This is a genomic window from Vibrio barjaei, assembly GCF_001639065.2.
Classification (GTDB): domain Bacteria; phylum Pseudomonadota; class Gammaproteobacteria; order Enterobacterales; family Vibrionaceae; genus Vibrio; species Vibrio barjaei.
Window position 1 is genome coordinate 1 of sequence record NZ_LQXO02000009.1, and the last position, 14462, is coordinate 14462.

General features: G+C 46.1%; 10 protein-coding genes. All 10 read right to left on the bottom strand.

The genetic code is table 11. The features are described 5' to 3' along the window. Positions 1-1015, bottom strand: a 1015-nt coding sequence (locus AWH66_RS04600; protein WP_071487843.1) for a phosphohexomutase domain-containing protein, incomplete at its 3' end; no start/stop codon positions are given. 60 nt (positions 1016-1075) lie between these two features. Continuing rightward, entirely contained in the window at positions 1076-3481 is a 2406-nt protein-coding gene (locus AWH66_RS04605) for a glycoside hydrolase family 94 protein (RefSeq protein WP_063605889.1), read from the bottom strand. A gap of 21 nt (positions 3482-3502) precedes the next feature. After that, positions 3503-5473 carry a beta-N-acetylhexosaminidase gene (locus AWH66_RS04610; RefSeq protein ID WP_063605890.1) on the bottom strand — a complete coding sequence of 657 codons (1971 nt, stop codon included), beginning with the start codon at positions 5471-5473 and terminating at the stop codon, positions 3503-3505. 9 nt (positions 5474-5482) lie between these two features. Next, positions 5483-6361, bottom strand: coding sequence for a glucosamine kinase nucleotide-binding domain-containing protein (locus AWH66_RS04615; protein WP_063605891.1), 879 nt, complete (start codon positions 6359-6361; stop codon positions 5483-5485). Then, positions 6354-8075 (bottom strand): glycoside hydrolase family 9 protein, encoded by a 1722-nt coding sequence (locus AWH66_RS04620; protein ID WP_063605892.1) that lies wholly within the window; start codon positions 8073-8075, stop codon positions 6354-6356. The genes AWH66_RS04615 and AWH66_RS04620 overlap by 8 nt, the downstream gene beginning before the upstream one ends. Positions 8076-8128: 53 nt before the next feature. Continuing rightward, positions 8129-9121, bottom strand: coding sequence for an ABC transporter ATP-binding protein (locus AWH66_RS04625; RefSeq protein ID WP_063605893.1), 993 nt, complete (start codon positions 9119-9121; stop codon positions 8129-8131). A 52-nt stretch (positions 9122-9173) separates the two neighbouring features. Further along, positions 9174-10163: an ABC transporter ATP-binding protein gene (locus AWH66_RS04630; protein ID WP_006075060.1), complete on the bottom strand. Its 990-nt coding sequence runs from the start codon at positions 10161-10163 to the stop codon at positions 9174-9176. Positions 10164-10165: 2 nt separating this feature from the next. After that, positions 10166-11191: an ABC transporter permease gene (locus tag AWH66_RS04635; RefSeq protein WP_063605894.1), complete on the bottom strand. Its 1026-nt coding sequence runs from the start codon at positions 11189-11191 to the stop codon at positions 10166-10168. A gap of 2 nt (positions 11192-11193) precedes the next feature. Continuing rightward, complete coding sequence (locus tag AWH66_RS04640; protein WP_006075062.1) at positions 11194-12180, bottom strand: ABC transporter permease; 987 nt, start codon at positions 12178-12180, stop codon at positions 11194-11196. Positions 12181-12329: 149 nt separating this feature from the next. Next, a complete protein-coding gene (locus AWH66_RS04645) occupies positions 12330-14012 on the bottom strand; it encodes an ABC transporter substrate-binding protein (RefSeq protein WP_063605895.1) in 1683 nt (560 codons plus the stop codon). Positions 14013-14462 lie beyond the last annotated feature (450 nt).

Here is a 14462-nt window from a genome sequence, read left to right on the forward strand (position 1 = left end):
TTAACCCGCCGGAGCTTTCACCGCCGATTAACGAGTCGTCAGCCTCCATTTGGGCACTGATGTGCTTAAAGCCTACGGGAACCTCAAAGCTTTTTTCACCATAACTCTGTGCGATTTTGTCGAGTAGGTGAGTTGTGGCGATGTTACGCACTACTGAGCCTTTCCAGCCTTTGTATTCTAGAAGGTAGTAATAAAGCAGCATCAAGACTTCATTGGGGTGAATGAAGTTGCCTTTCTCGTCAATAATCCCTAAGCGATCAGCGTCGCCATCAGTACCAATACCAATATCGTATCCTTCTGCTGCCACTAAGTGTTTTAAGCGATATAGGGTTGCGGCGCTAGGGGATGGCATAAGCCCACCGAAATCAGGGTTCTTCCCATCGTTAATCACATCGACATCACAGCGACCATTAATCAGTACAGTTTGTAGTGCATTTTTGGCTACGCCAAACATAGGGTCGATCAACACGCGTAGATTGGCTTTTTTAATGGACTCAATATCAATAAGCTCAATGATTGAATCGACAAACTCGTTCATAGGGTTTATTTCGATGATCTGTTGCTTGTCCACGGCGTGCTCGAAGTCGACAGATTTTACCTCCGTAGCAGTTAAGGTCGCGATTTGAGACTCTATCTTTTCTGTAATCACTTCATCGGCATCGCGACCACCTTCAATAAACACTTTAATGCCGTTGTAATCAGCAGGGTTGTGAGATGCGGTGATGCAAGCCGAGTAAGCGCAGTTCATGCTCTTGGCTTTAAACATAACGATGGGCGTTGGTACAAATTTATTGATAAAGTGCACTGGAATTTTGTTCGCGGCTAGTACTTCGGCAAACCAGCGGCCTGCTTTGTCCGATAAAAAACGTCGGTCATAGCCGATGATAAATCCTCGTTCTGCGACGTTTTCATCATTGATGATGTTAGCCAGCGCTTGCGCTACCAGTTTGACGTTATCACGAGTGAACTCTTCACCAATAAAAGCGCGCCACCCACCTGTTCCAAATTTGATCATACATTGCTCCTTGAGAAGAGCCCCGTAGGGCTCATTATTATGGTCAACTCAGGCTGTTGATTAGCCGAGAACAACGTTGACTTGGTTAACGCTACCCGTAGGTTGCGCAGGAATAGCACCTTCAATGTCGTCACCGTTTAAGGTGATACTTGTGACGCCTTTGCTGACATGGTTGGGGTTGGTAACTTTGATATGGTAAGTCGCGCCTTGCCATTCACGAGTAACTTCAAACTCTGGCCAGCTTGTTGGAATGCACGGGTCAACGACAAGACCATCAAAGCTTAAGCGAACCCCAAGGATGTAGTTAGTCGCGGCAAAGTAAGCCCATCCTGAGGTACCTGTTAACCATGGATGATTGGCGCGGCCATGATCTTGATGGTCGCGCCCCATGATAAATTGCACATAGGAGTACGGCTCGGTAACACGAGTTTCAATCATGTCATTCTGGTTATACGGATTTAGAGCGTCATAGAACTTCATCGCTTGATCACCGCGCCCTAACTTGGCTTCGGCGACCCAAGCCCATGGATTCGGGTGAGAGAATATTGCCCCGTTTTCTTTTACCCCTTGGTAAACCCGAGTGACGAAGCCAATATCGTCGTTAGGAGTGGCGAAAGATGGTGCGTTGAGGTGTAAGCCGTAATCGGAATAGAGGTATTCATCGACCGCATCCATAGCTTTCTTACCGCGATCTTCGGAGACCGCACCTGACACTACCGCCCAAGTGTTTGATTCTAAATGAACCTTGCCTTCGGTCTGTTCGTTGGTTCCGACTTTATCGCCATTTTTGGTAATACCACGGATGTACCAGCCACCTTCCTCATCCCAAAGGTGAGTCTCACAGGCATCTTGAACTTTTTTCGCCATCTGTCCATAGTGCGCCACATCGTCAAGTTGTCCCAATTTACGAGCTAAGTCGACAAACTCTTGTAGCGCCCAGTAGTGAAGGAACGCCACCATGGAAGATTCTCCTCCGCCTAAGTTGAGGCAGTCGTTCCAGTCAGCACGCAGACCTTTTGCAATACCAGTAGCACCAACATGTTTGTCTGTGAAATCAAGCGCTGCTTTCATATGCTCATACACAGTGGCATCACCACCATCTGCGTAAGGTATGACTTCATTGAAGAAATCCATCTCGCCAGTTTCCATCACATAGCGGCAGATAGTTGGCACTAACCATAGGTGGTCATCAGAACAGGTATCCGCGATACCGTGGATCTTATCTTCATCGCTAGGGGTTGGTACTACCGTCGGGGATTTAGAAGGTTTAACGTCCGCTTTCTCTGGATCGAACCAATCAGGATCGAACAGGTGCAAACCATAACCAGCCTTAACTTGGCCACGAAGCAGATCGACAATGCGTTTTTTAGTCATTTCAGGAGCAGAGTGAGGGACGGCCATGGCATCTTGGGCCGTATCTCGGTATCCCAAGCCAGTGCGACCTCCCACCTCGATAAATGAAGCAAAGCGAGACCAAACCACACAGGTTTCAGCTTGGTACAGAGTCCAAGTATTCAACATGGTATCTAAGCCTTCATTCGGAGAGCTGACTTGGAATTTCGCGCAGCGTGTCTCCCAGTGAGCTTTGATGGCCTCAAAGGCACTATCCACTTCAGATAGGTTTTGATATTTAGCGCGAAGTCTGGCCCCGTTGCCCTTGCCAATACCTAGAATGTAAGCGAATCGAACCTCTTCTCCTGGCTGAATAGTGAATTGCTTATGCAGCGAGCCGCAATGGTTATAACAGGTTTGCGTATGATTTGAACAACGTCCTTGTTCAACGGCAATAGGGTTCGATTCATCTCGGTAAGCACCAAGAAAATTGTCTCTTTGACCATCGTAGCTATCGGGATCAAAGGTTGATGCTAGGTAGTAGAAGCCTTCAAAATCGTTGGTGTTGTAGAACAAGTCATACTCGATCACACCATCGCTATAATTGGTGCCTGCTGAGTAAAGTGACATCTGGTGGTTTTGGTTATCAGAGGCGATATGACTGAATGAGAACTCAACAAAAGAAAAGGCACTGATAGTGCGAGGCTTATTGCTGGTATTACGAATGACAACATCCCAAACCTCAGCATCCTCACCCTTAGGAACAAACAAGGTTTTGGTTGCTTCAATGCCCGCATAGTCACACTTAAATTTCGAGTATGAAAGACCGTGACGAACCTCATATTGAGCCTCGTCGAGGCTCTTTGCTACAGGCTGCCAAGAGATAGACCAGTAGTCTCCGGTTTCATCATCGCGTAAGTACACATAGTGCCCTGGGCGGTCAAAGCTTGCATTTGGTCTGAATTTGGTGACTCGATTGTACTCTGGTGAGTTGTAGAACGAGTAGCCACCGGCATTATGAGAAATCACCGTACAGAATTTTTCAGTACCAAGGTAATTGGTCCATGGCGCAGGAGCATCGGGACGAGTGATGACGTATTCACGATTCTCGTTGTCAAAGTAGCCGTATTGCATGTCTATATCCTTATGGGGAAATTAAATTTTATCGTTGTTATTGTTGTTCGTCTGGTGATGCGCGTTTTCAGGTTCCTCGGTATGAGTCCAAGGATCTCGATAATGAACACCTTGGCGTTGCAATAAGCTAAGGTGAGCTTTCAGCCTGGCTAAAAAGGCGCTGTAGTTTTTTCGACTCTCTAGACCCCAAGCGGTCTCTGCTAGAGCGAGTAGTCGGGGGAATATCATGTAATCTAGGCGTTGCTGGTGGCTGACTATTTCAGTCCACAGCGCAGCTTGCATCCCTAGTATTCGCTTTTTGATTGGGTCATTGGAGCTCAGCTCAGAGAGAGGTTCATATAGGTAGGCTTGCTCCAGTGTGATGACGTTTGCCCAATCAACACCAGGCTCTGTTGGGCAGTGATCTTGTGCCATATCTAGATAGGTGGTTTGACCCGGCTGCAGTACGACGTCATAGCCGAGTTTGGCGCAGTTAATGGCAGCTTCTTCACTTAGCCACGAGTATATGACGGTGTCTTTGCTGACTTTGTGTCCAAAGTGTGCCTCTTCCCAACCCAGCATGCGTTTACCCAGAGACTTCAGTTTGTCTTCGGCGTAACGAAGTAAATGACCTTGCAGCTCTTTAGAACTACTGTAGCCGTGAGTTTCCATTAAAGCTTGGCAACTTGGGCTTTTCTCCCAAACACCCACTGGCACTTCATCTGCACCAATATGAACGTAAGGAGCAGGGAATAGCTCGCTAGTCTCTTCTAAGACGATATCAAGGAAGCGATACGTGCCATCAATACCTGGCGACAGCGTATTGTCGTTGTAATGTTGGACACTGCGGTAGATAGAGCGGTCATCAGGATCAACCAGCATATGTGGTAATGACTTGATGGCGGCACGGCAGTGACCTGGAATATCGATTTCTGGAATCACTTGGATGCCGCGTTGTGCTGCAAATGCGATGACGTCCTTAATATCTTCTTGGCTATAGAATCCGCCATAACGCTGATTGATATGATGGAACTGAGCCTCAAGGGTTTCATTTGGGCCTCGCCAAGCGCCAATCTCAGTGAGCTCAGGTAGCGCTTTTATCTCAACACGCCATCCTTCATCATCCGTTAAATGCCAATGGAAGGTATTCAATTTATAATGAGCAAACAGGTTGATAAGACGTTTGATGTCTTCAACCGATTGGAAGCTACGCGCACTGTCTATCATCATTCCACGATAAGCAAAACGAGGCTTATCATGAATTTGGCAGAAAGGAATGTAGAGAGTATGGCGCGCCGCATCAAAATCCATCAATTGAATTAAGGTCGCAGCACCATAGATAAAGCCTGACTGACTGGTTGACTCGATGACCACACCGTTATCATTGACGATCAGTTTATATTCTTCAGTATCCAGCACTGGTGAGTGCCTAAAATGAATATCTTGCTGACCAATGGACTTGGATTCGATACTGAACAAGCGAGTTATTTCTTCGGCTAACCAATTGGCAGCAGATTGAAACTCTGTATTGTCGACGGTTATCTGACTATAACGAGTTAGCTCATAGACACCACTATTAAAGTTCGCTGACATCGGCTCTGGAATGAGCTTATGTCTTGCTGTTTTGACGCTGGGTACTTCGGATGGTTGGTCGATCGCTTCTTTCAACACAATCGGTGACACAGATACGGTGCACTGCGTACCGGAATCTGTGGTCAGGTACGCTTCTTTTATACCATCAGAGAGCAGTTTGAATGGCGATGTAGCAATAGCAAACTCTACGTAGCAATGGTTGTTGGCATAAAGTGGCGTGCTGTTTATCGATAAAGTGCATAGGCTGCCTACTTGCGTCAGCGTTCCATGAGATAAACTGGCTTGCTCAATATGTCTGTCGAAAGCAAAATTGAGTTGCCAGTTAGCCACACTTTTTTCAGAAAGGTTATGCAGTGTTAGCCCAAAACGGCTGCCTTTGGGTAAGATTTCAATCACTGCTAGGTCGATACGAAAGTCCATAGATATACCTCAATCGTAAAGATTGTGACTTGGCTGTCCTGCCATCATCAACGCACCGTCCATTGCATCTCCTTTCGGAGACACTATCCAACGTTGCGCTGCTGGCGATAACCACTCAAAAATACGTTCGGCAATACTGCCCATTAAACAGATGTTTTCTGCCCCGCGTTGATGCAAAGTGGTAAGAAACATCTCAATATCACCGGCGGTTTGCATCAGTAGTTTTTTTGCAAGAGGATCATTGAGGTAGGCATACTCAAAAATCTGCGGTGAAAACTGACCGTAATCTCTAGGTAGAGCGGTCTTTGACCATTCAACAATATTGTCGATGTCGTTGTTAAAATGCGTCATCACGATGTCGGCCAAAGGAGATGAATCCAAAATTCCGTCTTGAATAAGCAGCACATCTTGAATCAACCTTAACCCCATGATGGCACCGCCTCCTTGATCAGAAATCGGAAATTCGCGCCCACCAACGACGTGCTGCGTTGTACCTGAAATAAACAGTCCAACAGAGCCAGTACCCGCTATCATGATGGCGCCATCTTTGCCTTTATGAGCGCCTAAGCATGCACCGTAGCCGTCGGTATTTAGAGTGATGCTGGCAAATGGATGTGGGGTCGATAGAAAAGCGAGGTAACTGGCTTTATGCTCTGCGCCTGCTAGTGCTAGACCCACATCGACTTGGTTTAAGTAGGAGTTATCCAAACCACCTTGTGTCAGCGCAATGGAGATCGCTTCGATGATTGAATCTAAAGCGACCTTGGCACCTAACATGATGTTGGCGCTACCACTTTTTCCTTCGCCGATGATCGTGCCGTTTTTGTCCAGAACTCTGGCGCGACATGAGGTGCCGCCACCGTCGATCCCTGCGATGAATCTAGCCATGGTGCTCACCTCGGCTATCGTTATGTTTTAATGCCACCGCTAACAGGTACCATGCAGCGTGAGGTATCCACTGCTCACCCCAACGCCAGTTTTGCAGCATGTCGTCCTTTTGATTTTTGGGGTTAAATGCAATATCTCGTTCATCGTCAAAGCCGCCAGTAATGCCGTTACAGATACCCCCAGCGGCATTGAAGAATCCAAGCTTTGGTAGATAGTCGGGGTTATTAAAACCGTAACCGTCTAACATACACATGTCATAGGGGTTCAACCCTAAGATCCAGTCCAGACAGTGTATAGCATAGCTCTCTAGCTGTTGCTTTAATGAACTGTCAGAGACAACGTCCTTGGCAATAAAGGCCATGGATGCGAGAGAGGCAATACGGGCATTTTCACCTTGCCACCAATAGCCAGACTCGTTGTTATGTGGAATGAAAAAGGCAGAGCGTTTTGGCTCATCAACGCCTTTTACATACTGTCTTGGGTAGCTAAAGGGGTTAAATACTTCAGCGGTTACGGTCAGTTCAAATTGACAGGCTTGTGTGACTAACTGCATGAAACGTTGCTGACGTTCTAGGTTAGCCTCAATAGCAAGATATTCTGCTAATGCAATGACAGGTAATCCAGCTTCAGCAGCGTGGTAAAACGGGCGAGAACCGTCACAATCACTAGACCAGAAGAAATCGTAGTTGTCGTCGGCCTTAGCCCGCAAGGCTAATGAGTCCGCCCAGATTCTCGCTTGATCTAAATAAAGGTCTTCACCGCTCGCTTTATAAAGCTCGACCGTCGCCAGCAGTGCACAGTACTCATCAATGATATTAGCAATACCGTCGTTGAGATATTGCGTATTATGTTCTTGTAAGTGCCAATAGCCTTTTTGGGCTAGCTCAATAAAATTCGCGGCTTGGGAAGAGGTGGCCGACTCAGATTGACTCGCTTTGGCAAGAGCGGCAATAGCGATGCCAGCACCTTGTCGAAAACCAGCTTGATAGTCTTGTTTCTTGTGACCTAATTGAGTCTCGTAGGCACAGATATCGCGCTGTTCGACATCTTTGCTCCACTTATCAAACACGGTCATGTAAAAGTAACCGTCACTATGTTGCATGCGAGCAAGAAACTCGGCGCCGTAAAGCGCTTCCTCTTGTAAACGTGCACGCACAAAATTTGGGGCGTCTTGTTGTGCGTACAGAAGATCGTCCGCTTTCAGCATATTCCAAACCACCATTGGGGTTTGCTGTGGATTGAGGTAATTGGCGTAGGAAAGGTGGCTTAGATATTTACTGACATCTCCAGAAGCATCATACCAACCACCGTGCACATCGGCGGTTTCATCGCTGCCGATAATACGCGCTTGCCTATCGTGTTCATCGAATTGTCCACCGCAGCGTTGAGATTTGAAATAATGAATGACATCAGAAAAACTGCGCGTTAATAGGTTATGTTCTTCAATAACAAAATCATGAGAGCGAACGGACTGGTAGCGAAGGTAGTAACGTCCCGCTTGCTGATACTGACTGAAGTCGATAGTAAAAAACACCCCACAATGCCAGTTGTCGACAGACTGTCCGCCTTCGAGTGTGAGCTCTAGAACGGTGTTTTCAGAATACGTATCAACTAAATATGCAGTTGTCACTTGTTGATGTGGATCAGTACACATCAACACTGCGCGTTTCGCATTGTTTACCTGATAGCCAATATGATTAGTGAGCAATTGCATCGTTTTTTCATTCACCTGTCGAGAAGAAGCGCTCCCATTACAGGAGCGTTTAATTAGTTTTCGTAGAGATAACAACGTACAAAATGGTTGTCGGCGAGTTTGGTCACTGGCGGCAAGGCTTCCGTACATTTACTGGTTGCGTGTTTGCATCGACCTGCAAATGGGCAGCCAACGGAGGCTGGTGTCCAGAGTGGAATCTCGCCTTTATTACCTTCCAACTTCTCATGGATAGATTTCTTCGGATCCGGTACCGCAGAAACAAGAAGTTGAGTGTATGGATGCTGGGGGTTTGCGATGACCTCATCGGTATCACCCCATTCCACCATATGGCCGACATACATCACCGAAATATCTTCTGCGATATAGCGAGCGGTTGCGATATCGTGAGTGATGTAAAGCAATGACATTTGTTTCTCAAACTTCATCTCTTCCATCAGGTTGAGAACGCCAGCGCGAATCGAGACATCGAGCATAGAGGTGGGCTCATCAGCCAGTACCACTTCTGCGCCAACCGCAATATTTCTCGCTAAATTGACACGCTGTCTTTGACCACCAGAAAGCTGGTGAGGGTACTTGGCAGCGGTTTCTTTAGGTGGAATCAAGCCCACTTGTTCGAGCAGATCGTACACACGCTCTTCTAGCTCTTTTTTATTGCTTTTCGACACCTTGTTATGGATCAGCAGTGGACGCGCAATATGATGAAAGATCGTGTGTGTAGGGTTTAATGAACCAAACGGATCTTGCCATACCATCTGTACGCCTTCGCGGTATTTCATCAATTCGCTGCGCGCTTTGATCTCTTGAATATCACGGCCGCGATATTTAATTTCACCACCACTTGGGGCATACATTTTGGCGATCATTTTTGCCGTTGTTGATTTGCCAGAACCTGACTCTCCAACCACCGCAAGACCGCGACTTTTGTACATTTTGAATGAGACGTCATTGATAGCACGCATCATTGGTTGTTTTAGCGTATTACTGTTTATTGCGAAATCTTTGACAACATTTTTGCCTTCAATCAGCAGTTCACCATAGTTGCTCATAATGTTTCTCCAGAAATTCCTTGTATAACTTGCTCAGTTCGTTGCTGGTTGCTTATGACAACTCTTGCGATACAGCGATGGTGTCGCCATATAAGTGGCAGTTAGAAAAACGGTTTGGTTCAATTTGGCGTAACTTTGTTGGTACGCGAGTACACGTTTCATGAACGCGATCGCATCGTGCTTGGAAACGACAACCTTGTGGAATCTCCAACAGGTTTAGTGGATTACCTGGAATGCCCGTTAACTTGGTTTTGGGACCTGTTAAAGGAGGGAATGAACTTCCCAGCCCTTTTGTGTACGGGTGGTAAGGTGAATCTAAAATCTGTTGTGAAGGGGCGACTTCAATAAGCTCACCGGAATACATGATCCCAATGCGATCTGAGAACTCCACCATAAGTGAAATATCGTGGGTGATGAACAAGATCGAAAATCCAAACTCCTCTTTGAGGGCATAGATCTTTTGCAGAATCTCACGCTGTACAACCACATCAAGCGCAGTGGTTGGCTCATCCATGATGATCATTTTCGGATTGAGGGCGAGAGCAATCGCAATCACTAAGCGCTGACGCATACCACCAGAAAACTGGTGCGGGTAGTCGTTTAGACGACTCGGATGAATATCAACAATCTCCAATAAGCCTTGAGCACGTCTTACGGCCTGTTCACGAGTCATATTGGTATGGCGCATAATAACGTCACAGAATTGCTCTTCCATTGTCAGTACAGGGTTCAAAGCGTTCATGGCGCTTTGGAACACCATAGACATTTGGCTCCAGCGGAAGGTTTGCATACGATCATCACTGTATTGAAGGATATCTTCGCCATTGAAGATCACTTCTCCACCTGAAATAAACGCGGGTGGCTTGTGCAAGCGCATTAGTGAGAAGGCAACGGTTGATTTGCCACAACCAGATTCCCCTGCAAGACCAAACACTTCGCCTTTACCTATATCGAAACTAACATTGTTGCACGCTCGGACATCACCTGCCTCAGTAATGTAATCTACGCACAAATTGCGGACTGAAATTAGTGGTTCTGACATGATTAACGATCTCCGCTCCAAAGTGCATTTTGTGGCGCGACTTGTACTTCGCGCTCCTGTTTGTCTTGTTCTGCGATTTTCTTCCAGCGTTTAAGGCCTTTGTGAGAACGAAGTTGCGGGTTGGCAATTTCATCGACGGCAAAGTTAAGCAGTGCTAAACCGGTAACAAGAAGAGTCAACGCGATACATGGAGCTAGAATTTCCCACCATGCGCCAATCAGCATGGCTGAGGAAGTTTGTACGTTATAAAGCATGATGCCCCAGCTGATGGTGTTTGGATCGCCCATACCCAAGAAAGAGATAATGGCTTCCATCAAGATGGCGTAAGACACTGAGCCGATGAAACTTGCACCAACAATTGAGATTAGGTTTGGTAGCAGCTCAACAAAAATGATGCGTAGTCGTGATTCACCAAGTACCTCAGCCGCTTTTACGAACTCTTTTTCTCGAAGTGATAAGGTTTGTGCACGAATAACCCTTGCTCCCCATGCCCAAGAGATGGAGGCAATAACGACCGCGATGGTCATTGGCCCCGCTTCACCAACGAAGGCAGCAACAACAAAGAGAAGAGGCCAGGGCGGAATCACCAGCATGATGTTCATTGCCGAGGTCAGTACACTATCAACACGACCGCCAAAGTAGCCCGCGGAAATTCCGATTACCGTGGCTAACACGCACACGATTATGCCAGCACTAAAACCAACCATCAGTGATACGCGAGCGCCGTAAGCGACTTGAGACCATACATCACGACCCATACGCGTGGTTCCCAATACATGATCTGCCTTTTTGGACATGAGTAACGTTCTACGATCATCCGCTAGATTTTGCGCAACCCAGCCGTCTGGATTAGCCTTTGCTAACTTAACCACCGCTGATGGGTATTCGTGAGGGTTACCCGTACGCTTGTCTGGTGCATGTTTGGTGACTAGAGGTGCGGCAATGGCCACAAACATAAATAAGCCGATGATGATAAGTCCGATACGCGCAGTCGTGTTGCGCCAAACTAAAGAGAGAAAACCTTTCATGACTATTTGCCTCCTTTGCGTAGACGTGGGTCTAGTACGACATACAACATGTCTGCAGCTAAGTTAAAGAACAGCATAAAGAGTGTCATAATAAGAAGTTGTCCTTGCAGTACTTGATAGTCACGAGCATGAATCGCATTTAGCATGACACTGCCAAGTCCCGGATAGTTGAAGATGATTTCGACGATTAACTGACCACCTATCGCCATACCCAACGCCATAGAAAGCGCGGTAACACTTGGCAGGAGGGCGTTACGTGCTGCGTAGTTGAATACTACGCGGTTTTCACTCAAGCCCTTACCGCGAGCCATGGTGATGTAGTCTTCTCCCAACAAGTTGATCATGTTGTTACGCATGTTCACTAGAAAGCCACCGATTTGAATGATTGTGGCGCAGAAGAGGGGAAGCGCTGCGTGATAAAGCATATCTTTGATAAATGCCCAGCTAGTCCACTCAGGAATGGTACCTGGAGTATACGCATAGCCCGTTGGAAACCATTTCAGGCCAATCGCAAAGATGAACATGGCTAACATGGCAATAACCACAGGTGGAATTGCCTGAATAATGAGCATTCCAGGGGTGACGAATGTGTCGAAACGAGAACCGCGCTTCCAAGCTGCGAAAATACCAAGAACCGAGCCGATAGAGAAAGACATTACGACAGCGGTGCCCGCCAGAAACAGTGACCAACCGAATGCGCCACCTAACAGTTCACTGACGGTTAATGGGAAGAACTGAACCGAAACACCAAGCTCCCAACTTAAAATGTTCTTCATGTACGTTAGATATTGAACGAATAAATTACCGTCAACAAAGCCCAGCAGCTCTCTCATTGCTGCGATACGCTCTGGTGTAATTTGCACCGTTGTATGAGCGAACATCATAGTGACCGGATCGCCCGGCATCGCCCTTGGAATAATAAAGTTGATAGTAGCCGCAACTAATAGCGCTACTGCATATAATGACAAACGTCTTAAAAAATAACCCATAACTCACACCTTAATTACCCAGCTTTTCCTTGGCTGGCTACGCCGCCTCCAAATTAGAGACGAGCAATCCCCTGACGACGAGCGCCAAACATCAAATAGACATAGTGAGGGGAAGAAAGCGGTACGGATGTACCGCTTTTAGTTTGTGTTTACTTAACTGGTTTTAGGTCCAGTACGTGTAGTAGACGCTCTGGAATACCTGCCCAGATATTTGGACGACCTTTGGGATTTTGCTCGTTCCACCAACCCGCAAAACGAGTGGTGTTGTATTGGTACATATAAGCACCTGACATCACTGGAATAGTGACTTGGTCTTGAGCAATGATCTTCTGGATGCCATGAGCAATTTCTAGCTGCTCATCTTTATCTGCCGTCTTATAGAAGCTATTTAGCAAGTTATCTAGCTCAGCATTCTTATAGAAGTGCATTGCAAAGCGAGGCATACCGTCACCAGCTTGAAGCGTTGAGTTATAACCAGAGTTCCAATACGTGTATGGATCTGCACCGTGGAAGTAGTTGGTATAAGCGACGTCGTAGTTACCTTCTAACATTGCTTGATTATAAACAGAGAAATCAGGCGTACGAGCTTTGGCTTTGATGCCCGCTTCAGCTAGTTGCTCTACAGCAAGTTGAACCGTGTTGTTAAAGTCTGTCCAGCCGTTAGGTGACTGGATAAATAGCTCAAATGATTTACCAGATGGAGTATCTACAAAGCCATCGCCATTCACATCTTTAAAGCCTGCTTTTTCTAGCAGTGCTTTTGCACCGTCAACATCGTAGCTGTTGTAGCCTTTGTATTTATTGTGAATCGTTTCGTCAGACCAAGTAGCGAATGCGTAGCCAAGGCCAGAAGCAAAGTCATTCACAGTACCGCCGCCATAGAAGGCGATATCGATGATAGTTTGACGGTCAAGAGCCATCGAGAATGCACGACGGAAGTCGACGTTAGTGAGGGCTTCTTTTTTCGCAGCATCATGGTTTTTGAAGTTAACAACAAACGCTTGTGTACCCGCTGGTGGATACCAGTATTGATGGTTAGGAGAAGCGGCAGCATAAGTGCGGTCGATGTCAGGAATGAACGATGACGTCCAATCCATTTCTGAGTTAACAACTTTGCCTAGGAACTGGTCGTTGTTAGCAATTTGTGGAACACGCAGACAATCAACCTCTAGGTTGTCGTTGTCCCAGTAGTTAGGATTACGACATTGAACGTATAGCTGTGGAGTGAATGTATCGATCTCAGTAAATGGACCAGAACCTACAGGATTTTCGTTAGTGAAGGTCGTTGGATCTTTAACGTCTTTCCACACGTGCTCAGGAACCACTGGCACTTTAACAATCTCGTATGGGACGTTAGAGTTTGCTTCTGTTAGATAGAACTTCACTTGGTAGTCATTCAGTTTTTCAACTTTCTCTACCCAAGAGTTGATGCCGCTTTGGTCTAGTGCTGGATTTTTCTGCACTAGATTGAATGAGAATAGAACATCATCTGCGTCGAATGTTTCGCCGTCAGACCATTTCACACCTTTACGGATATCAAAGGTTACTGTTTTTAGGTCATCAGACATTTTGAAGCCTTCAGCTAAACGGAATACAGGTTTATTGCCATGCATTTCGTTGAACACAACTAAAGGTTCGAATAGGAAATCTGTTGTAGTGTGTAGGTTGGTCGCACCCAGATAAGGGTTAAAGTTGCGTACAAAAGTGCTGAACTCTTTCGGGTGGATGGTCAATTCGCTGCGTTCCGCTGCGACGGTAACAGAGCTAAAGCCTGTTACTGAGGTTGCGATAATTGCTGTCGCTAGTGCTGTTTTTTTAATATGCGCAAGCATAGCTATTCCTTACTATTTGCTTTTGTTTCACTGGAAGGTAAGCCTACCTTCCTCACATTGTGCTAAAGCCTACCTCTTCATGTATGTCCCAAAGAGTGGCCTGTAGGCCTTAGGCGTTATTAAGAAAACACCTTAAAAGATAATTTATCAATTACTGTTCCCGTTAAAAACGTCAAAATAGTATTTTGACACGTCAAAAACGTCAAAAACCGATGATTGCGAGTGTTTTTTGAACAGATTTAGTGGTGGGTAAACATCACACTTTTAACTGATGGCAATAGTATTAGTTAGTAGTTACAAACTAGCATTGCCTTTATTTATATGGCTTGACCTTCTGTTCTTGAATTACTGTGACTGTGATCACTAGGTAAATTTAGACGTTAATTTTCAATAGAAAATTGAGTGAGCTATTTGTTGTGATTACTATCGCAAATTGATGAATAATCCATT

What these genes read in the sequence shown, in the direction of transcription:
- AWH66_RS04605 (WP_063605889.1), bottom strand. Translation starts at nt 3,481, where the DNA reads ATGCAATACGGCTACTTTGACAACGAGAATCGTGAATACGTCATCACT.
- AWH66_RS04610 (WP_063605890.1), bottom strand. Translation starts at nt 5,473, where the DNA reads ATGGACTTTCGTATCGACCTAGCAGTGATTGAAATCTTACCCAAAGGC.
- AWH66_RS04615 (WP_063605891.1), bottom strand. Translation starts at nt 6,361, where the DNA reads ATGGCTAGATTCATCGCAGGGATCGACGGTGGCGGCACCTCATGTCGC.
- AWH66_RS04620 (WP_063605892.1), bottom strand. Translation starts at nt 8,075, where the DNA reads ATGCAATTGCTCACTAATCATATTGGCTATCAGGTAAACAATGCGAAA.
- AWH66_RS04625 (WP_063605893.1), bottom strand. Translation starts at nt 9,121, where the DNA reads ATGAGCAACTATGGTGAACTGCTGATTGAAGGCAAAAATGTTGTCAAA.
- AWH66_RS04630 (WP_006075060.1), bottom strand. Translation starts at nt 10,163, where the DNA reads ATGTCAGAACCACTAATTTCAGTCCGCAATTTGTGCGTAGATTACATT.
- AWH66_RS04635 (WP_063605894.1), bottom strand. Translation starts at nt 11,191, where the DNA reads ATGAAAGGTTTTCTCTCTTTAGTTTGGCGCAACACGACTGCGCGTATC.
- AWH66_RS04640 (WP_006075062.1), bottom strand. Translation starts at nt 12,180, where the DNA reads ATGGGTTATTTTTTAAGACGTTTGTCATTATATGCAGTAGCGCTATTA.
- AWH66_RS04645 (WP_063605895.1), bottom strand. Translation starts at nt 14,012, where the DNA reads ATGCTTGCGCATATTAAAAAAACAGCACTAGCGACAGCAATTATCGCA.